Annotated in this window: 22 protein-coding genes and 1 tRNA gene; 16 read left to right on the plus strand and 7 right to left on the minus strand. The window is 61.8% G+C overall.

Annotation, left to right across the window (positions count from 1 at the left end):
* The first annotated feature begins 37 nt into the window (after window positions 1-37).
* The 5 genes from ACFT1A_RS07370 (at window position 38) to ACFT1A_RS07390 (ending at window position 4,183) form a co-directional block, all read left to right on the plus strand.
* Window positions 38-949 carry a UTP--glucose-1-phosphate uridylyltransferase gene (locus ACFT1A_RS07370; RefSeq protein ID WP_019744725.1) on the plus strand — a complete coding sequence of 304 codons (912 nt, stop codon included), beginning with the start codon at window positions 38-40 and terminating at the stop codon, window positions 947-949.
* Between the two features lie 125 nt (window positions 950-1,074).
* Window positions 1,075-2,334, plus strand: coding sequence for a gephyrin-like molybdotransferase Glp (glp, locus tag ACFT1A_RS07375; protein ID WP_317554289.1), 1,260 nt, complete (start codon window positions 1,075-1,077; stop codon window positions 2,332-2,334).
* A 21-nt stretch (window positions 2,335-2,355) separates the two neighbouring features.
* On the plus strand, window positions 2,356-2,991 hold the full coding sequence (locus ACFT1A_RS07380; RefSeq protein ID WP_007727523.1) for a GNAT family N-acetyltransferase: 636 nt from the start codon (window positions 2,356-2,358) through the stop codon (window positions 2,989-2,991).
* Window positions 2,992-3,258: 267 nt separating this feature from the next.
* Window positions 3,259-3,993, plus strand: coding sequence for a gephyrin-like molybdotransferase receptor GlpR (glpR, locus tag ACFT1A_RS07385; RefSeq protein ID WP_095971057.1), 735 nt, complete (start codon window positions 3,259-3,261; stop codon window positions 3,991-3,993).
* 114 nt (window positions 3,994-4,107) lie between these two features.
* Window positions 4,108-4,183, plus strand: a tRNA-Ala gene (locus ACFT1A_RS07390).
* Window positions 4,184-4,475: 292 nt separating this feature from the next.
* Here ACFT1A_RS07390 and ACFT1A_RS07395 read toward each other — a convergent pair.
* Both ACFT1A_RS07395 and ACFT1A_RS07400 read right to left on the minus strand, forming a co-directional pair.
* On the minus strand, window positions 4,476-4,739 hold the full coding sequence (locus ACFT1A_RS07395) for a hypothetical protein (protein ID WP_378446430.1): 264 nt from the start codon (window positions 4,737-4,739) through the stop codon (window positions 4,476-4,478).
* A gap of 2 nt (window positions 4,740-4,741) precedes the next feature.
* On the minus strand, window positions 4,742-5,149 hold the full coding sequence (locus ACFT1A_RS07400; RefSeq protein WP_378446431.1) for a hypothetical protein: 408 nt from the start codon (window positions 5,147-5,149) through the stop codon (window positions 4,742-4,744).
* Here ACFT1A_RS07400 and ACFT1A_RS07405 point away from each other — a divergent pair.
* Genes ACFT1A_RS07405 through ACFT1A_RS07415 form a run of 3 tightly spaced genes read left to right on the plus strand, consistent with a single transcriptional unit; the run spans window position 5,118 to window position 7,153 of the window.
* Entirely contained in the window at window positions 5,118-5,651 is a 534-nt protein-coding gene (locus ACFT1A_RS07405) for a hypothetical protein (protein WP_378446432.1), read from the plus strand. The two genes, ACFT1A_RS07400 and ACFT1A_RS07405, sit on opposite strands and share 32 nt — an antisense overlap.
* 3 nt (window positions 5,652-5,654) lie before the next feature.
* The gene (locus tag ACFT1A_RS07410; RefSeq protein ID WP_003946241.1) at window positions 5,655-6,155 is read left to right on the plus strand and encodes an ImmA/IrrE family metallo-endopeptidase; all 501 of its coding nucleotides are present in this window, start codon (window positions 5,655-5,657) and stop codon (window positions 6,153-6,155) included.
* Complete coding sequence (locus ACFT1A_RS07415; protein WP_378446433.1) at window positions 6,152-7,153, plus strand: hypothetical protein; 1,002 nt, start codon at window positions 6,152-6,154, stop codon at window positions 7,151-7,153. Before ACFT1A_RS07410 ends, ACFT1A_RS07415 begins: the two co-directional genes overlap by 4 nt.
* Window positions 7,154-7,212: 59 nt before the next feature.
* Here ACFT1A_RS07415 and ACFT1A_RS07420 read toward each other — a convergent pair whose 3' ends face one another.
* Complete coding sequence (locus ACFT1A_RS07420; RefSeq protein WP_003946231.1) at window positions 7,213-7,629, minus strand: helix-turn-helix domain-containing protein; 417 nt, start codon at window positions 7,627-7,629, stop codon at window positions 7,213-7,215.
* A gap of 491 nt (window positions 7,630-8,120) precedes the next feature.
* On the opposite strand from ACFT1A_RS07420, the gene ACFT1A_RS07425 reads away from it, so the two are divergent.
* The 3 genes from ACFT1A_RS07425 to ACFT1A_RS07435 all read left to right on the plus strand — a co-directional run bounded on the left by ACFT1A_RS07425 (window position 8,121) and on the right by ACFT1A_RS07435 (window position 9,783).
* Entirely contained in the window at window positions 8,121-8,264 is a 144-nt protein-coding gene (locus ACFT1A_RS07425) for a hypothetical protein (protein ID WP_378446434.1), read from the plus strand.
* Window positions 8,265-8,406: 142 nt separating this feature from the next.
* Window positions 8,407-9,252, plus strand: coding sequence for an SDR family oxidoreductase (locus tag ACFT1A_RS07430; RefSeq protein WP_378446435.1), 846 nt, complete (start codon window positions 8,407-8,409; stop codon window positions 9,250-9,252).
* Window positions 9,253-9,300: 48 nt separating this feature from the next.
* A complete protein-coding gene (locus ACFT1A_RS07435; RefSeq protein WP_378446436.1) occupies window positions 9,301-9,783 on the plus strand; it encodes a DUF2505 domain-containing protein in 483 nt (160 codons plus the stop codon).
* Here the strand turns inward: ACFT1A_RS07435 and soxR are convergent.
* A complete protein-coding gene (gene soxR, locus ACFT1A_RS07440) occupies window positions 9,769-10,248 on the minus strand; it encodes a redox-sensitive transcriptional activator SoxR (RefSeq protein ID WP_050654499.1) in 480 nt (159 codons plus the stop codon). The two genes, ACFT1A_RS07435 and soxR, sit on opposite strands and share 15 nt — an antisense overlap.
* A 5-nt stretch (window positions 10,249-10,253) precedes the next feature.
* Complete coding sequence (locus ACFT1A_RS07445) at window positions 10,254-10,742, minus strand: FABP family protein (protein WP_378446437.1); 489 nt, start codon at window positions 10,740-10,742, stop codon at window positions 10,254-10,256.
* Between the two features lie 99 nt (window positions 10,743-10,841).
* Between ACFT1A_RS07445 and arcA the strand changes: the two genes are divergently transcribed.
* Complete coding sequence (arcA, locus tag ACFT1A_RS07450; RefSeq protein WP_378446438.1) at window positions 10,842-12,059, plus strand: arginine deiminase; 1,218 nt, start codon at window positions 10,842-10,844, stop codon at window positions 12,057-12,059.
* 13 nt (window positions 12,060-12,072) lie between these two features.
* Here the strand turns inward: arcA and arsC are convergent, their stop codons facing one another.
* Window positions 12,073-12,426: an arsenate reductase (glutaredoxin) gene (gene arsC, locus ACFT1A_RS07455; RefSeq protein WP_230814310.1), complete on the minus strand. Its 354-nt coding sequence runs from the start codon at window positions 12,424-12,426 to the stop codon at window positions 12,073-12,075.
* A 94-nt stretch (window positions 12,427-12,520) separates the two neighbouring features.
* Between arsC and ACFT1A_RS07460 the strand changes: the two genes are divergently transcribed.
* The 4 genes from ACFT1A_RS07460 to ACFT1A_RS07475 all read left to right on the plus strand — a co-directional run bounded on the left by ACFT1A_RS07460 (window position 12,521) and on the right by ACFT1A_RS07475 (window position 15,812).
* Window positions 12,521-13,204: an SDR family oxidoreductase gene (locus tag ACFT1A_RS07460; protein WP_378446439.1), complete on the plus strand. Its 684-nt coding sequence runs from the start codon at window positions 12,521-12,523 to the stop codon at window positions 13,202-13,204.
* A 49-nt stretch (window positions 13,205-13,253) separates the two neighbouring features.
* A complete protein-coding gene (locus ACFT1A_RS07465) occupies window positions 13,254-13,613 on the plus strand; it encodes a GntR family transcriptional regulator (protein WP_378446440.1) in 360 nt (119 codons plus the stop codon).
* Window positions 13,614-13,661: 48 nt separating this feature from the next.
* Entirely contained in the window at window positions 13,662-14,093 is a 432-nt protein-coding gene (locus ACFT1A_RS07470) for a DoxX family protein (RefSeq protein ID WP_003946228.1), read from the plus strand.
* 84 nt (window positions 14,094-14,177) lie between these two features.
* Entirely contained in the window at window positions 14,178-15,812 is a 1,635-nt protein-coding gene (locus ACFT1A_RS07475) for a BCCT family transporter (protein WP_276117248.1), read from the plus strand.
* Between the two features lie 52 nt (window positions 15,813-15,864).
* On the opposite strand, the gene ACFT1A_RS07480 is transcribed toward ACFT1A_RS07475, so the two are convergent.
* Complete coding sequence (locus ACFT1A_RS07480; RefSeq protein WP_378446441.1) at window positions 15,865-17,424, minus strand: dolichyl-phosphate-mannose--protein mannosyltransferase; 1,560 nt, start codon at window positions 17,422-17,424, stop codon at window positions 15,865-15,867.
* Between the last annotated feature and the right edge of the window lie 11 nt (window positions 17,425-17,435).

Genomic DNA, 17,435 nt, shown 5'->3' on the forward strand with positions numbered 1-17,435 from the left:
TGACCGAGCGGTAACAAGCGGCGGCTAAGGTGTTGGCATGACAGACGTTGTCGCTAGCAGCACGAGGGCCTTCCGTACGGCCGTGGTCCCCGCAGCCGGACTTGGTACGCGCTTCCTGCCTGCCACCAAGACGGTTCCGAAAGAATTGCTGCCGGTCGTGGACACACCGGGTATCGAACTGGTGGCAGGTGAAGCCGCGGACTCGGGAGCCGAGCGGCTCGTCATCGTGACGTCCCCGGGCAAAGACGGAGTGGTTGCTCACTTCGTCGAGGATCTCGTGCTCGAAAGCAAGCTGGAAGCAAGCGGAAAACTTGCTGCCCTGGCAAAGGTGCGCAAAGCGCCAGGTTTGCTCGAAGTCGATTCCGTGATTCAGGAACAGCCCCTCGGGCTCGGGCATGCCGTCGGTTGTGTCGAGTCGGTTCTCGACGACGACGAGGATGCCATCGCGGTCCTTCTGCCCGACGATCTGGTACTGCCGCGTGGTGTCCTGGAGATCATGGCGCGAGTTCGGGCCAAGCGCGGCGGCTCCGTTCTCTGTGCAATCGACGTACCCAAAGATGCGGTCAGTGCCTACGGCGTCTTCGACGTCGAGATCGTTCCCGACGCGGTCAATCCCGACGTACTCAAGGTCGTCGGCATGGTCGAGAAGCCCGCTGTGGAAGATGCGCCGTCGACCTTTGCCGCGGCGGGTCGCTACCTGCTCGACCGTGCGATCTTCGACGCACTTCGTCGCATCAAGCCGGGAGCCGGCGGTGAGTTGCAACTCACCGACGCCATCGCGCTCCTGATTTCCGAGGGTCATCCGGTTCACGTGGTTGTGCACCGCGGAACACGTCATGACCTGGGCAACCCCGGCGGGTACCTCCGCGCTTCGGTTGACCTGGCTCTCGACAGTGACGACTACGGCCCGTCCTTGCGTAAGTGGCTCGCGGATCGACTCGACCGCTGAGCGTGTCGCCACGGTGGTTGATCGCCCGATAACGCAGTATCAATGTGCTTGTCCCTTTTCGAAGGCAAGGCATCATGAGCTGACGGATATCACCGAATTTCCAGACACAGGAGGACGCGGACCAGATGCGGTCGGTTGAGGAGCAGCAGACCAGGGTTACCGCTGCTGCAGTGGCACCCCGTCCGGTTCGGGTCGCCATCTCGGAGGCGCAGGGACTGCTGTGTGCCGAGGAAGTGGTGACCGAACGCCCATTGCCAGGATTCGATCAAGCTGCCATCGACGGTTACGCGGTTCGCAGCGTCGATGTCGCCGGTGCAGGAGCCGATCTCCGAGGCGAGGATGGCGAGCCCACCGACCTCAGCTTGCCGGTGGTCGGCGAGGTGACGGCGGGCTCACGCCAACCGATCCGGCTGCAACCTCGTCAGGCTGTCCGAGTCGACACCGGCGCGCCGTTGCCCACGCTGGCCGACGCAGTCCTTCCGCTCGAAAACACCGACGGTGGTCGCGCTCGCGTTCGGATCTTCGAGCCGGTGCGTTCGGGCGATTACGTTCGCCGTGCAGGTGACGACGTCCAACCGGGTGATGTCGCCGTTCGGGCAGGCACCATCATCGGAGCCGCACAGGTCGGGTTGCTTGCCGCCGTCGGCCGCGACAAAGTGCTCGTCCATCCGCGTCCGCGCCTCTCGGTCATCAGCGTCGGTGGAGAACTCGTCGACGTGGATCGCACGCCGGGGCCTGGTCAGGTCTACGACGTTAATTCGTATGCTCTCGCTGCCGCCGCGCGCGATGCCGGTGCCGACGTCAACCGCGTGGGAATCGCAGGCAACGACTCGCGCCGTCTGCGTGAAGTAGTCGAGGGTCAGCTGATTCGCTCGGAAATCGTTGTCATCGCCGGTGCAGTGGGCGGCGGAGCGTCCGACGAAGTTCGTGAGGCGCTTGCCGATCTGGGGACACTCGAGGTCGAGCGCGTTGCCATGCATCCGGGATCAGTCCAAGGCTTCGGACAGCTGGGACGAGACGAGGTTCCGACCTTTCTCCTACCGTCCAATCCGGTCAGCGCACTGGTGGTATTCGAAGTCATGGTTCGCCCGCTGATCAGAATCGCGCTGGGACGACGCCAACCGATGCGACGAGTAGTGAAGGCGCGCACGGTGGGAACGATTACGTCGATCGCCGATCGCAAGGGTTTCCTGCGTGGTCAGCTGATGCGTGACGAAGCGACGGGGGAGTACCTGGTGCAGGCTCTCGGCGGTGCACCCGGCGCGTCCTCTCATCTCCTCGCGACTTTGGCGGAAGCCAATTGCCTGGTTCTTGTCGATCGAGACGTCACCGAAGTGCACATCGGTGAAGAAGTCGACGTAGCTTTTCTCGCCCAACGTGGGTAACGCCGACCCGAGTGGGGTGTGATGTCAGTCCATCCAGGATGGCCGGAAGATCTCGGCCCGCTGCGAGTGCCCGCGGGCGTGGTGACCGTCCGCCCCGTCAAGCTTCGTGACGCTGCTGTGTGGAGTCGTCTCCGCATTCGCGATCGCGAGCACCTCGAGCCGTGGGAGCCCACCGGAGAATCGCCCTGGGATGCTCGCCACCACATCACTGTCTGGCCCTCCCTGTGCGGAAACCTTCGCTCCGAAGCGCGCAAGGGCAGGATCCTTCCCCTGGTGATCGAACTCGACGGGAAGTACTGCGGGCAGGTCACCATCGGAAATGTGGTGCGCGGCGCCCTGAGGTCCGCCTGGGTGGGCTACTGGGTCGCCTCGCACGTCACCGGTGGGGGCGTTGCCACAGCGGCCGTTGCGCTCACACTCGATCACGCATTCTCGAAGGTCGGTCTGCATCGAGTGGAGGCGACTGTTCGCCCGGAGAACGCGTCGAGTCGCGCAGTCCTGCGAAATGTGGGGTTCCGGGAGGAAGGTCTCCTCAAACGCTATCTCGATGTAGACGGCCAATGGCGCGATCATCTTCTGGTCGGAATGACGATCGAGGAAGTGCCCACCACCGTCGTCGACAGATTGGTGCGGTCCGGGCGCGCTTCGTGGGTGTGACGAAGACGGCGCCAGAAGCGTGAGAAACGCGAGCTAAACAGCAGTTACCGCTGAGTAGTCCTACTTTTGGTCGGAAATTTGTGATTTTTGATTCAACTAGAACTTGAGACTTTTGGGACTGAACCGGAAGTTCAGTTCGGTACGCGTGTGACACATGAGTATGGTGGGGTTCGGCGCGTCGGCAACGATGCGAGGGCGTCGGCCGTTAACCTTGACTCGTCAACGGCTGGCATAGGTGCTGGTAGGTGATCGGGAGGAGGCCGCGGCATGCCTAGCTCATTCGTGTGGATCGGGCTGGTGGCCGTGTGGCTGTTCGTCCTGGTGCCGATGCTCGTCAACAAGCGCCCCAGGATCCGGCAGACGAGTGACGCGGCGCTCGCGACTCGAGTACTCCACCGCGGCGACAGCAACCCTGTTCAGCGCGGGCCGGCAGCAGGACATCGAAGCGATCCGAACTGGCAACCAGAACCAGTGCGCAGCAGCTACGACGCGGAGGACCAGATGGACACTCACGCAGAAGACGATTACGCCGGCGGTCGTGCACCGGTCGGAGAATTTGTTCCCGTCAGGCGCGGCCGAGGCGGGTTCGACCCCGAAGCGGATGCCATCGCCCGGGAGGCGCGGTACGCCTTCCGTCAGCGGACATTGCTGGGACTTGCGTTCGTCGCAATTCTTTCGGGCGCTCTCGCATTGATCATCTCGCCGATGGTGTGGTGGTTGTTCGCGCTCACCGTGTGCGGCCTCGGCGGGTACATGGCTTACTTGCGTCGGCAGGTTCGGATCGAGCAGGAGATTCGCCGCCGTCGCACCGAACGCCTCAACCGATCGCGACTCGGAGTCGAATCGCACACCGACGAAGAGCTGCGCCTGATTCCCGCGCGACTGCGTCGGCCCGGAGCGGTTGTCCTCGAAGTCGACGACGAAGATCCGGTGTTCGATCACTTGGACCACTACGAAGAAGAGGTCAGGCACACCGAGATGCGTCGCGCGTCCGGTCAGTGATCCTCTGAGCCGATCTTCTGGGCCGATCCGTCGGGCCGAAAGTTCGTGTCGGGTGATTCCAACGGGAGTATTCGTTCCTGTTAGAGTTGCCGAGCACCGCTGAGGCGGTGGCACGGGGCTGTGGCGCAGTTGGTAGCGCGCTTCGTTCGCATCGAAGAGGTCAGGGGTTCGATTCCCCTCAGCTCCACCAAGAAGTACCAGCAAAAAGGGTCTTTCAACGAAAGTTGAACGACCCTTTCCTGCATTTTCAGGGCCTGCCCGAATTGCGAAGATTCGGTCTGAGTGTGCGCCGTTTCATACGATTGCGACCGCCGATCCGGACCGTTGAGCTTCCAAGTGAGGGATGATCCTTGGGCGGATACATGTTTGCCGGAAATGTAACGAGGGTCTGTCCGCTGCGATAGGCACGGTGAGTCCGCTGCAGTTTTCCGCAGGTAGGACGTATATGTCGGGGAGGAATGTCGATGAGCCAGCCACGACGGCTAGCGATGATGCTTGTTGCTGTGATGTGCCTGATGGGAATCGGCGTCCTTGCCGTATCGGTCTTCCCCGCCATCGTCGCCGCCCAGCCTGGTGGCAATAACGGCAATGGAAACAACGGCAACGGCAACGGCAACGGAAACAACGGCAACGGCAATTACGGCAACGGAAACAACGGCAACAACGGCAATTACGGCAACGGGAACAACGGCAACGGCAACGGCAACAACGGTGGCGGCGACGGCAACTACGGCTGGCATTGCCATCATCACCACCACAACTGCGGAACGACGGTAGTGCCGACGACCACGACGACTGTGCCGACGACTACGACGACGACGACTGAGCCGACCACGACCACGACGACGACTGAGCCCACGACGACGACCACGACGACTGAGCCCACGACGACGACTGAGCCCACGACGACGACTGAGCCCACGACGACGACTGAGCCGACGACGACGACGACTGAGCCGACGACGACGACTGAGCCGACGACGACGACTGAGCCGACGACGACGACTGAGCCGACGACGACGACGACCGAGCCCACGACGACGACGACGACCGAGCCCACGACGACGACCACGACGACCACGACGACGACCGAGCCCACGACCGAAACCTCCGCCAGTTCCTCGGTGTTTCGGCCAACCGGCACTGCCTCGGTCACGCCTGCAACCTCGCCGGCTGAAAATTCTTCGAGTGAAGCACCCTCCGAGACGCAGTCTCCCTCCGAATCGCAGCCGAGTTCCGAGCAGTCGTCCGCGGTAGCGGCTCCGCCGGCGGGACCGTCTGATCCGCAGGGGCCGTCAGCGGGCGGCGGAGCACCTGCACCTTCTTCCGGTGGACCGGCGAACGCTGCGCCGGGCGCAGTCGCAGCACCATCGGTCCCCGAGGTTCTGGCCGCTCCGGCACCCGTAGCTCCCCAGGTGCCGTCGAATACTCCGAACGTCGCGACTCCCAGTGACAACCCGCAGGCATTTCCGACGGCGTTCACTCAAGGGCTTCCGCCGATTCTCAACGCTGCCGCCGTCGCCGGCGGTGTGGGCGGGATGGCGGTCGTGGCGGCCGGTGCGGGAGCAATGACTTTCCGCGGAGCATCGCTGCAGAAGGCGCGATTGGCTGCCGCCCGTGCCGAGTTCTTGGCACCCGGATCACAGGGAGGTGCGTGAGTCGTGCCGGACAGACGTTCACATCGCCGCGTTCTGGCTGCGGTGGATGCCGTATGTGACGCTGCAGCGTCGTCGGAGGCTGTGTCACTGCTGACGGTGGTGCAGACAGTCGCCCGCGAGCGTGGTCGACCGATCGAGATCGATCTGGAAACCCCGCTCGCCACCGGAGTGTGCGGTCAGCGTCGAGCCTACGACGATCACGATGTCATCGTCCTGGCTCCCGGACTGCCCAACGTCGAGCGAACCCTGGCACATGAGTTGGGGCACATAGTGTTTCGTCACGAGGGTGCCGAGATCGCCGAGGCGACGCTCGAAGTCAGTGACGATTTGATCGCGTACATGCTGAGCCAACGCTCTTTGCGGCGCAACGAGCCCGTGCCGATGGATGACATCGCCGAGTGGGAGGCCGAGACGTTTGCGTCCATGTTGATCATGCGTCTGCGAACGATGAGTGGCCGTGGAACACCGCTGTCGGTGTTGCGGTACGACGAGGCGATCGGATGATCTTTTGGGCTGTGGCCCTTCTCGTCTGGGTTGCAGCCGGCGCGAGACTGGGTCGAGTTGTCGCGCGCACCGCTACCCCCTTGCGAATGTCGATGGTCTTTGCCGGCTTCTCGGTCGCATTGTCCTCGACGGTCATGGTGCCGGCGGTGTGGGACATCGTCGATCGCATTGCACCGGAGCAGCATGCCGCAGCGATGATCGTTCTTGTCTTGTGGACAGCGTTGTCTGCGGCCAGCGCAGTCGGTGCCGTGTCTGCCTGGCCGGTGATGTCGCGCCCAGCTATGCGCGGCCTCGCTACGGTGCTGTACTCGGTGGGGCTGCTGGTGGCGATCGCGGTTCTTTTCGGTTACCCGGCGCCGGCTCTGATCTTTGTCATCGTCGCTCTGTCCCTTGTCATTTCGACAGGTCTACGGCACGTGGCGTGGGCGCCGTTGGGCCGTGGTATCGCATTGATCGTGACGGGTTCGTCGATCCTGCTTGTCGTGGTCGTCGTGATGCTGGTCGAGTCGATCGGTGGCACAGGAGCACTCGAATCGGATGTCTGGACGGGCGCAGGGGTCTGGTTCATCGCTGCGTCGAGTGTTCTTATAGCGCTGGGCATCACATGGGTGCTTCTCGAGACCTGGTTGCGCGCACGACGAGATTTGTATCGTCTGCGGCGGATGCATGCGCTTCTCGTCAAACGATTCCCCGAGGTTGTCGACGCGGACAGTGCTGGAAGTACTTCCGTGCTGCGAGCATCGGACATGATCGCCCAGATCATGGATGCAATGTATATCCAGTCCGGCGCCGGGATGTTCGACGTCGGTGGACAGGAACCGCCACGGGCAGTCACTGCACATGCGGGAATACTGGCAGGGTGGATCGCGGATCCGTTGGCCTCGGATGTGTTGGACACCAGGTGGATTGCACCACCGGAGAAGATGTCTGCGCGCCGTTGGGTCTTGTTGTTGGCGAAAGAACTCGATGAAACGACAAAAGTAGGTCGACGTTCATAGTCGACCTACTCCATGTCATTTCAGTATTTCAGTGCTCTCGCCACTTCAGCACTTTCGCATCAGCGTGACGCGTCAGGCGGAACCTCTGGCAATCCTTCACTCGCGCGGAGCTTTTCAGCCATCGTGGTGAGCAGGTTCTGCGATTCTTCCGAGAGGTCGAATGCACGGCTCGAGAGGCGGCGAAGACCGTAGCCTTGGAGCTGCGAGAGCAGCTCGAGGTCGTGATCGATCTTGGCTGCGTAGATGTCGTTGAAGAAGTAGTCGGGCTTCACCTTGAAGAACCTGGCGAATGCGGCGACTGTCTCGTCGGACGGATTGGTGCGCTGTCCCGAGCGGAGCTGCGAGATGTACGGCTTGGAGATCTGATGGCCGTCTTCGATGAGCGCTGCCGCAACCTCGGCATTGGTGTGGGGTTTGCGCCCCGGAGGATGAACACTGTCGAACAGTTTGTTCAATCGTTCTGCAAAGTCAGCCATTGTGAACCGCCCCGTAATCCTCTCTAGCTAGCAATTGTCCGTTCAGTGAATCCTACGGTATCACGCGGATAACCGATCGGTAGCTCACCGTAGTCTGTTTAGTGGAGTAGTTGTCAAATGTGTCCGAGATTCGATTCATCGGGTCGTTGAGTGCTCAGCTATGTCCCAGCGCACATTGAGTATCCGCCGCACGGAAAAGCGCAGCTACGGCTGCGCTATTCGAACCTTCCAGTACTTGGCTAATATGCCCATTATCAAACTATTTACCTGTTTTGGCGATATTAGCTAAGCGTTAGCCTGGTTTTTCGAGAGTGTTTCGGTTGAAAAACTGCAGTTCAGGCACGGTTTGAATGAATGAGGTCGCAATCTGACTGCTTATTCGCGATGTCGTGGGGATCACTTCTGGGTTGAACCTTGAACGGTTTGCCGGAACGCGATCTGTGCTAGCTAAACCCGCTGGACAGGTGCAGAATTGTGATATGAAACACACGATGAGCGATGACGAACTGCGCCGCGCAATCCGTGAAATTCAGGATCGAGCCCACGACGCGCGCAAGCGTGGGGACGATGTAGCGGCGGAAGAACTCGACCGTACGGTCAGGGGCTATCAAGAGCAGATGATGCAGCGTCTGTAGTACTGCGTGCGGTCGTCTCCACCGAACATTTGTGGAGTGCGGCCGCACTCGCAGGTCGCCTTGCGTGTTTCGGGGCGCCTGCACCGTGCGTGCGTAGACTTTCCCGCATGTCCACAGTACTAGTGCGGGGGAGTGTTCATCCATGTCTGTAAGGTCGCTCGACGGCAAGAAATGCCTGATCACCGGCGCTGGTAGTGGAATTGGACGCGCAACCGCGCTGCGTGCATCCGAGGCTGGTGCAGAATTGTTTCTCACCGATATCAATGACCTCGGATTAGAGGAGACCGTTGCGATGGTCGGTGCCGGCGGCGGCACGGTCAGCATGGCGAAGGCGCTCGACATCTCGGACTACGACGAGGTCGTGAAATTCGGTACCGAGATTCACACTCAATTCTCTCCGATGGATGTCGTCATGAATATCGCCGGCATTTCAGCTTGGGGAACTATCGAGAACCTCGAACATCGGCATTGGAAGTCGATGGTGGACGTCAACTTGATGGGGCCTATTCATGTCATGGAGACGTTTGTTCCGCCCATGATTCGTGCAGGCAAGGGCGGACATCTGGTCAATGTGTCTTCGGCCGCCGGGCTCTTGGCCCTGCCGTGGCACGCTGCCTACAGTGCGAGCAAGTTCGGCCTTCGCGGGGTCTCCGAGGTGCTGCGATTCGATCTGAAGCGGCACGGGATCGGCGTCAGTCTGGTTGTGCCTGGTGGGGTGAAGACGCCTTTGGTGGGAACCGTGGAAATCGCGGGTATCGACAGGGATGACCCGCGGGTAAAAAAGCTCACACATCGGTTCGAGAAGCGCGCGGTTTCGCCGGAAAAGGTGGCGTCGTGCATTGTTCGGGGGATCGAGAAGAACAAGTATCTCGTTTACACGTCCAATGACATCCGTTTCGGATACTGGTGGGCGCGCAAATTCGCCCCGCCTTACGAGTTCGTCATGCAAAAAGCGAACGACCAGTTCGGTAAATTGCTCAGGCGATGAGCATTAACTCAGTCGGGACTTTTATCTAGTCGAATAGGGACCAAGGTCATGCCGAAGAGTTTTCATTTCGATATCGAATTCAAATATCCGATCGACGACGTTCATCGAACTTTGACAGACCCGAGTTATTGGAAAGTTCGACTGGGCGATCTGTATGCCACCTCGGACATCGCGGTACTGGACGGATCCATCGAAGTATCGGTATCCGAGGAAATTGACTCCGCCTCCCTGCCGAGCTTGGTTGCGAAGGTTGCGCCGAGTCGACTCGGTCTGCGGCGAATCGATCGGTGGGGACCTCTGTCGGACGGGCGTGCGGCAGGTTCGGTGACTGGAATCGCGCGGGGACTGCCGATACGAATCGAGACGACGCTCGATCTCACCGCCGCCGAGTCCTGCACGCGGTTGGTCGTCGACGGAACGGCTGAGGTGAAGATGCCGATTATCGGCGGCCAGATCGAGAAGTTGCTGAAGAAGACCGTCGAGGACTTGCTGGGGCGCGATCGGGACGCCGTCGAGTCATTTCTCGCCTGAATCGGCGCCGAAATCGACCTCCAGAACGCGCGCACCCGGACCGGCGGACGCGAGTTGATCGTGAGGGTTGGCGAGGGCGCACCCCTCCAGCGAGAGACACCCACAACCGATACAGCCGGTGAGGTTGTCTCGTAGGCGTTCCAACTGCTCGATGCGTAGATCGAGGTGGCGCCGCCACCCGGTCGACAACCTTTCCCAATCTGCGCGGTTCGGGGTCCGGCCTTCAGGCAGTGTGCCGAGTGCCTCCCGGATTTCCGACAGCGGAATTCCGACGCGTTGCGAGATTCTGATGAAGGCGACGCGTCGAAGTGTGTCTCGTTGGTATCGACGCTGGTTGCCGCTGGTCCGGCGACTGACGATCAGGCCTTCCCGTTCATAGAAATGCAGGGCTGAGACCGCCACACCGCTGCGCTCGGAGAGTTGGCCGGGCGTCAGTTCCTTGGCCTTCCACGACGGCATCTCCATAACGGCTACCGGTCCGTCGCCCGATGAAGTGTGGCGTGGAGGTGATGCGTCAGCGGGGTGTCTCCGTGCGCCATCCACACGTCGTATGTCAGCGTGTCGCCCTGGACCCGCAAGACGCGTCGGACGTCGTGAACGGGTTTTGCGTCGGGCGATGCCGCGAGCGTGAGACGGGTCAAAGCGAGCGTGCCTTCGGAGTCGACGGTGCCGCGGTGGATCTCGACAAATCCGGTGGGTTGACTGACGAGCAGTTCGAGCTCGCCACCAGGTGTTGGGCGCAGGTATCCCGATTCCATGTGAAGCGGTCGGCCGTCGGGAAGCCCGCGAGTGCGCGACGAGTAGGTGACAAATGGTTTGGGAGTGGCCGCGAACTCGATCTCCTCGGAGTACTCGAAGTCGTCGATGGTCGGGAAATGTCCGGCTCCAGCGCCGACCCAGCGTCCGGTGAACCTGTCGATTCCGGCGCCGCTCAGCGCCACCTGATCCGTACTGTCCATTGCGTAGTCCTCTCGCCTGCGTCGGATCAGACGTTACGCGGGCCGGTAAGGCAGCTGCTTCTCCCTGCTGGGTGGGGCCTACGGGATTAGTGTTCACTCATGAACGCTTCTGGCTCCGTCCCCCTCGGTGTCGATTCCGAGGTGGGCCGCTTGCGATCGGTCATTCTTCATCGGCCCGGCGACGAGTTGAAACGGTTGACCCCGCGCAACAACGACGAGCTGCTGTTCGACGCGTTGCCGTGGGTGGACCGTGCGCAGGAAGAGCACGATCAGTTTGCGACCGTCCTTCGTGAGCGCGGCGTCGAGGTACTGCTTTTGTCCGACCTCCTCACCGAGGCGCTCGAGGTCAGTGGCGCAGCCAGGATCCAAGGAATCGCGGCTGCCGTCGACGCACGCAAGATCGGGCACGCGCTCGGGCAACACCTGGCCGCGTACCTGCGACAGGTAGAGCCGAAGGAGCTGTCGTCGATCCTCACTGCCGGAATGACGTTCGACGAGCTGCCGATCGATGCCGACTCGACCTCGTTGGTGCGTCGGATGCATCACGGCGGTGACTTCGTGATCGACCCCCTGCCCAATTTGCTCTTCACCCGCGATTCGTCGTTCTGGGTCGGGCCGAGGGTGATCATCACGTCCTTGGCGTTGTCGGCGCGAGCTCGCGAATCCTCGATCACGGATCTCGTGTACGCCCATCACCCTCGATTCAAGGGCGTGCGCCGCGCGTACGAGTCCCACACCGCCCCTGTCGAGGGAGGGGACGTGCTGCTTCTCGCTCCGGGGGTGATCGCAATCGGTGTCGGTGAGCGGACGTCACCCGCGGGAGCAGAAGCATTGGCGCGCAGCGTGTTCGACGACGGTCTCGCGCACACGGTGTTGGTTGTTCCGATCGAGCAGCGCCGAGCGTCGATGCATCTCGACACGGTCTGCACCATGGTGGAGGCCGACGCGGTCGTCATGTACCCGGCCATCCAGGACACATTGTCGGCGTTCACCCTGCGCAAGGAGGACGACGGGGTGAGTATTCGCGGTGCGACGCCGTTCCTCGAAGCGGCGGCCGACGCCATGGGAATCGGAAAACTTCGTGTGATCGACACCGGACTCGACACGGTGACGGCCGAGCGCGAGCAGTGGGACGACGGCAACAACACGTTGGCTGTCGAACCTGGCGTCGTCGTCGCGTACGAGCGCAACGTCGAAACGAACGCCAGGCTGGAGGCCTCGGGTATCGAGGTCTTGCGAATCGCGGGTTCCGAACTGGGCTCCGGTCGTGGCGGGCCTCGGTGTATGTCCTGTCCGATCGCCCGCGATCCGCTGTGAGTGGTAGACGCTGTCAGAGAATCTCTTCCACCTTGGCTGCCGGACGCGCGAGCACGGTGCCCTTGTCAGTGACGACGAAGGGGCGTTCGATCAGAATTGGGTGCTCGATCATCGCGTCGAGGATCTCGGATTCGGAAGCGTCGGCGAGTCCGAGTTCCTTGTACTGCGTTTCGCGCTTGCGAACCGCTTGACTGGGCTCGAGGCCGGCGTCGGCGAGGAGTTTTTCCAGCTCGGATCGGGTAGGCGGAGTATCGAGGTACTTGACGATGGTGGGTTCGATTCCGGCATCCCGGATGAGTCCGAGAACAGTCCGCGAGGTGTTGCACCGTTGATTGTGGAAGATGGTTGCAGATGCCATGTTCGTCATTCTGCCTCTGCGTCCGAACTCGTGGGACAAACAGGGGAACAACGGGCCGCTCCGGCGTGCTGCACTTGAAGTACCGACGTGTGAGGAGAAAACGATGACGGAACATCGAAGTGTGGACGAACGACGCGTAGTCATTGCCGGTGGGCACGGCAAGATTGCGCAGCACCTGACATACCTGCTGGCCGGGCATGGTGATCGGCCGGTAGCGCTGATCCGCAATTCTGCGCACGAGGGTGCTGTCCGCACGCTTGGCGCGTTCCCCGTGGTTATCGATCTGGAATCGTCGACGGTCGAGGAAGTTGCGAAGGTGCTGGACGGTGCCGACGTGGCAGTCTTCGCCGCGGGCGCCGGACCGGGCAGCTCGATCGAACGAAAGGACTCCGTCGACCGAGCCGCGGCCGTGCTGTTGGCCGATGCCGCCGAGAAAGCGGGAGTGCGTCGGTTCATTCAGATCAGCGCCATGGGTGCTGGTGACGACGTGCCCGAGGGCACCGACGAGGTTTTTGCCGCGTACCTGCGGGCGAAGACTGCGGCGGAGGAGGACCTCCAGGCAAGGACTTCGCTGGACTGGACGATTCTTCGGCCAGGCCTTCTGACGGACGACGACCCAACCGGTGAAGTGTTGCTTGCGCAGCCGCCCGTCGATCGCGGCTCAGTTCCGCGTGCCGACGTCGCCGCCGTAGTCGAGGCGCTCATCGATGCGCCGTCCAGCGTCGGCAAGATATTGGTTCTGACCTCCGGCCCCCATACGATCCGCGAGGCTGTCGAGGGTCTGTGATCGAGAAGATGCTGTGGCCTGTGACCGAGAAGATACGACGAGGGTGACGATGAAGATCGCGATCGAACACGATTCCTCCACGGCTCCGTACGACCAACTGCGGCAACAGATTATCGAGCAGGTTCACGGCGGCGGATTGATCGCGGGAACCAAGATCCCGACGGTGCGGGCGCTCGCCTCGGAGCTGGGTTTGGCGGCCAACACCGTCGCGAAGGCTTATCGCGCGCTCAGTGATCAGGGCGTCATCGAGACGCGGGGAAAGCAAGGGACCTTCATCGCGTCCGGGACCGATCCGGTGCAGGCGCAGGCCGAACAAGCGGCGACTGCGTTTGCGCATAGCGTCCGCTCGCTCGGGTACTCCGACAGTGAGATCGTCGCTATGGTGGAGTCGGCATTGAGAGGTGCGTGACACAATGATTAAGTTGACGCTTCAAGTTAAAGCTGTCAGTCTTGGCTCATGAATTCGTCGATTGCTCGTGACCTCGGACTCCTCATCGCCCGTGTCGGCCTCGGGATCATCTTCATCGCCCACGGTTGGCAGAAGTTCTTCACCTACAAGATCGCCGGAACGCAGGCCGCATTCGAAGGGATGGGCGCCCCGCTCCCCAAGATTTCTGCAGTTCTCGCCGCATCCATCGAACTCGGCGGCGGAATCCTGCTCATCGCGGGTCTGCTGACCCCGCTCGTCGGAGCGCTCTTGTTCCTCGACATGGTCGGCGCGTTCTTCATCGTGCACGCGGACAAGGGTGTCTTCATCGACAACGGTGGCTATGAACTCGTCGTCGCTCTCGGTGTCGGATCGCTCTTGATCGCCGTGATCGGCGCAGGACGGATCAGCATCGACGGATTGATCGGCAAGGGCAACGGTTGGGTTAAAACCCCAGCTTGATCGCGGTGAGAAGGCGGGCTCAGCGGACGTTGAGCCCGCCTTCTGGCTTGCTTTTGGACCACAAAGTGACGAACGTAGTCATCTATGGTGACGAAATCTGATCGATCCGAACAAGATTCCGGGGCCAACGAAGAGCGCCCGGAGACGGGCTTTACTCGGGTAGGCGTTCGGACCGACTACGTGGTGTTTTCCGTGGCGGCCGCAGCGGTGTCGGCCATTGTCGTGTGGGGCCTGGTAGCTCCCGACAACCTCGACTCGGTAACCGGAAGTGTTCTCGGCTGGTTGGTGACCAACATCGGCTGGCTCTTCGTACTCGCAGCTTCGGCTTTCGTGCTGTTTTCCATCTACCTCGCAGTGAGCCGATTCGGCGACATTCCGCTGGGTAAAGACGGCGAGAAGCCCGAGTTCCGCACCGTCAGCTGGATCGCCATGATGTTCAGCGCCGGTATGGGGATCGGCCTGATGTTCTTCGGTGTCGCGGAACCGCTTGCGCACTACGTGACTCCGCCTCCCGGCACCGACGGCGGCGTCGGAACTGCCATGGCTACCACCATGTTTCACTGGGGACTTCACCCTTGGGCGATGTATGCCGTTGTGGGCCTTGCCATTGCGTACGGGTCGTACCGCCGCGGACGCAAGCAACTGTTCAGTTCGGCCTTCATCCCGTTGCTCGGTCGCAAGGCCGAAGGGCCGATCGGCAAGGTCATCGACATCCTGGCAATCTTTGCGACACTTTTCGGAACCGCAGCATCCTTGGGGCTCGGCGCACTGCAGATCGGCTCCGGTTTCGAGGTAGTCGGCTGGATGGAAGAAGCCGGCGTATTCCTGCTCGTTGCCATCGTCGCGGTGCTCACCCTGGCGTTCGTCGCTTCCGCGGTTTCCGGTGTGGCCAAGGGAATTCAGTGGCTCTCCAACATCAACATGGTGCTCGCGCTGGTCTTGGCCCTGTTCGTGTTCGTTCTCGGGCCCACCGTACTGATTCTCAATCTGCTCCCGACGACCATTGGTGCGTACGTTTCCGACCTTGCCCAGATGTCCGCCCGCACGGGTGCGTCGTCGAATCCCGAAACGGGCGCGTGGCTTTCGTCCTGGACGATCTTCTACTGGGCATGGTGGGTGTCCTGGACGCCGTTTGTCGGCATGTTCCTGGCGCGCATCAGCCGTGGTCGTACGATCCGTCAGTTCATCGTCGGCGTCATCGCCGTTCCCACGACTGTCAGCTTGCTCTGGTTCGCGATCTTCGGCGGCGCCGGCATCGGGGAGGAACGCGATGGAATCGGCCTGTCCAGTCGCGGCTCGGAAGAGGCTCAACTCTTCGGCATGCTCGACAATCTGCCGTTGGCCGGAGTGACGACTGTCCTGGTCATGCTGCTCGTCGCAGTGTTCTTCGTCTCCGGCGCGGACGCCGCGTCGATGGTGATGGGCACGCTCTCGCAGCGCGGAACGCTCGAACCGAGTCGCTGGGTCGTAGTCTTCTGGGGCATGTTGACCGGTGGCGTCGCGGCGCTTCTGCTGTGGACCGGTGGTTCCGAAGCGCTCGACGGCTTGCAGACGATGACGATCATCGCTGCGGCGCCGTTCGTGCTTGTCATGATCGGACTGTGCTTCTCGCTGTACAAGGATCTTTCGCACGACCCGATCATCGTTGCGGCGAAGGAGCAGAAACGTGCACTCCTGCGCCCGCGGCGGGGGCGTCGCGTCGGTAAATCGGCGGAGTAAGCGTGAAAGAAGGAGGCACCGAACTGGGTTCGGTGCCTCCTTCTTTGTCCTGTTACTTCCAGCTCGGCAACCAGAGGTGGTTCTGCCAAGATTCCGGCGTGATCGGCATGGCGGTGAGTATCGGCCAGAGGTAGACGAAGTTGGCCACGACCAGACCGATGTACAGGCTGACTGCAAGAAGTCCGGTGGTACGACGCTCGACGGAGGCGCTCGCCTTGCCCAGAACGTCACCGAGGACGAGCGCAAATCCCATGACCATGAACGGGGCGAGCGCAACGGCGTAGAAGTAGTACATCTGGCGGTCCAGCGTCGCGAACCACGGAAGGTAGGCGGCACCGTAACCCGTCAGGACCACTGCGTATCGCCAATCCCTGCGCACGAACGTCTGCCAGATCGCCCACGCCAGCATCGGCAGGGCCAGCCACCACATCGCCGGTGTGCCGATCAGCATCACGGCCTTGACGCAGCTGGCGGCCCCGCAACCGGTGACCTGCTCACCGTCGGCGTAGTAGTAGAGCATCGGTCGCAGCCCCATCGGCCACGTCCAGGGTTTCGACTCCCACGGGTGGTGGTTTCCGGCGGAGTTCGTCAGACCGGCATGGAATTGGAGAACGTTTCCGCTGTAATACCAGAGTGAGCGCAGCGCGGAGGGGATGAAGCTCCACGTGCCGCCCTCACCGATCTCGTTACCGACGGCGTGACGGTCGACGCCGGTCTCGCTGGTGAACCAAGCCCAGTAGCTCGCGAGGTACACACCGAGCGGAATGATCACCAGCGCATACAGAGCCGGTCCGATGTCGCGAACGGCGGTGCCGACCCATGGGCGCTGCACGCGGTATGCGCGGCGCGCTGACAGGTCGAAGGCAACACTGAGCAATCCGAAGAACAGAATGAAGTACATGCCGGACCACTTGGTTCCGCAGGCCAGACCGAGCAGGATGCCGGCGCCGAACCTCCACCAACGGAAACCCAGTCGCGGACCCCAGGCCGAATCATCGATTCGGCCTTCTTCGTATACCTTCGCCATCCGTTCACGGACTTGGTCGCGATCAACCACCAGGCATCCGAGAGCGGCGAGGACGAAGAAAGCCAGGAAGATGTCGAGCATCCCCAGGCGTGAGGAGACGAAGGTGACGCCGTCCACGATGAGCAGGATTCCGGCAATGGCGCCGATCAGCGTGGAGCGCGTCATGCGGCGCACGATGCGGATGATGAGCAAGACCATCAGTGTCCCGACCAGGGCCGACGAGAATCGCCACCCCCAACCGTTGTAACCGAAGAGTGCTTCTCCGATCGCGATCATCTGCTTGCCGATCGGCGGGTGAACCACCAATCCGTAGCCGGGGTTGTCTTCGATGCCGCCGCCGGTGAGAACCTGCCAACCCTGCGGAACGTAGTGCTTCTCGTCGAAGACCGGAGTGCCGGCGTCGGTCGGATAGGCGAGCATCGTGAAGCGTGTGATTGCCGCGATGGCGGTGATGAAAGCGGTGACTATCCAGCCGCGCAATCTGTCGGTCGGGCCGAAATCAGGATCCGGTACCAGCGGCCCGGGACTACGCACTACCCGATCGCTCGTGGCGGGCGTTGGCCGCTCGTCCGTCTGCACAGTCACCTGGCAATCGT

The sequence above is a fragment of the Rhodococcus sp. NPDC057135 genome, assembly GCF_042670865.1.
Classification (GTDB): Bacteria; Actinomycetota; Actinomycetes; order Mycobacteriales; family Mycobacteriaceae; genus Rhodococcus_F.

Excerpts from the sequence above, each read along its gene's own strand:
- ACFT1A_RS07370 (WP_019744725.1), top strand. The coding sequence starts at position 38 with ATGACAGACGTTGTCGCTAGCAGCACGAGGGCCTTCCGTACGGCCGTG.
- glp (WP_317554289.1), top strand. The coding sequence starts at position 1,075 with ATGCGGTCGGTTGAGGAGCAGCAGACCAGGGTTACCGCTGCTGCAGTG.
- ACFT1A_RS07380 (WP_007727523.1), top strand. The coding sequence starts at position 2,356 with ATGTCAGTCCATCCAGGATGGCCGGAAGATCTCGGCCCGCTGCGAGTG.
- glpR (WP_095971057.1), top strand. The coding sequence starts at position 3,259 with ATGCCTAGCTCATTCGTGTGGATCGGGCTGGTGGCCGTGTGGCTGTTC.
- ACFT1A_RS07395 (WP_378446430.1), bottom strand. The coding sequence starts at position 4,739 with ATGGCAATGCCAGCCGTAGTTGCCGTCGCCGCCACCGTTGTTGCCGTT.
- ACFT1A_RS07415 (WP_378446433.1), top strand. The coding sequence starts at position 6,152 with ATGATCTTTTGGGCTGTGGCCCTTCTCGTCTGGGTTGCAGCCGGCGCG.
- ACFT1A_RS07420 (WP_003946231.1), bottom strand. The coding sequence starts at position 7,629 with ATGGCTGACTTTGCAGAACGATTGAACAAACTGTTCGACAGTGTTCAT.
- ACFT1A_RS07425 (WP_378446434.1), top strand. The coding sequence starts at position 8,121 with ATGAGCGATGACGAACTGCGCCGCGCAATCCGTGAAATTCAGGATCGA.
- ACFT1A_RS07430 (WP_378446435.1), top strand. The coding sequence starts at position 8,407 with ATGTCTGTAAGGTCGCTCGACGGCAAGAAATGCCTGATCACCGGCGCT.
- ACFT1A_RS07435 (WP_378446436.1), top strand. The coding sequence starts at position 9,301 with ATGCCGAAGAGTTTTCATTTCGATATCGAATTCAAATATCCGATCGAC.
- soxR (WP_050654499.1), bottom strand. The coding sequence starts at position 10,248 with ATGGAGATGCCGTCGTGGAAGGCCAAGGAACTGACGCCCGGCCAACTC.
- ACFT1A_RS07445 (WP_378446437.1), bottom strand. The coding sequence starts at position 10,742 with ATGGACAGTACGGATCAGGTGGCGCTGAGCGGCGCCGGAATCGACAGG.
- arcA (WP_378446438.1), top strand. The coding sequence starts at position 10,842 with ATGAACGCTTCTGGCTCCGTCCCCCTCGGTGTCGATTCCGAGGTGGGC.
- arsC (WP_230814310.1), bottom strand. The coding sequence starts at position 12,426 with ATGACGAACATGGCATCTGCAACCATCTTCCACAATCAACGGTGCAAC.
- ACFT1A_RS07460 (WP_378446439.1), top strand. The coding sequence starts at position 12,521 with ATGACGGAACATCGAAGTGTGGACGAACGACGCGTAGTCATTGCCGGT.
- ACFT1A_RS07465 (WP_378446440.1), top strand. The coding sequence starts at position 13,254 with ATGAAGATCGCGATCGAACACGATTCCTCCACGGCTCCGTACGACCAA.
- ACFT1A_RS07470 (WP_003946228.1), top strand. The coding sequence starts at position 13,662 with ATGAATTCGTCGATTGCTCGTGACCTCGGACTCCTCATCGCCCGTGTC.
- ACFT1A_RS07475 (WP_276117248.1), top strand. The coding sequence starts at position 14,178 with ATGGTGACGAAATCTGATCGATCCGAACAAGATTCCGGGGCCAACGAA.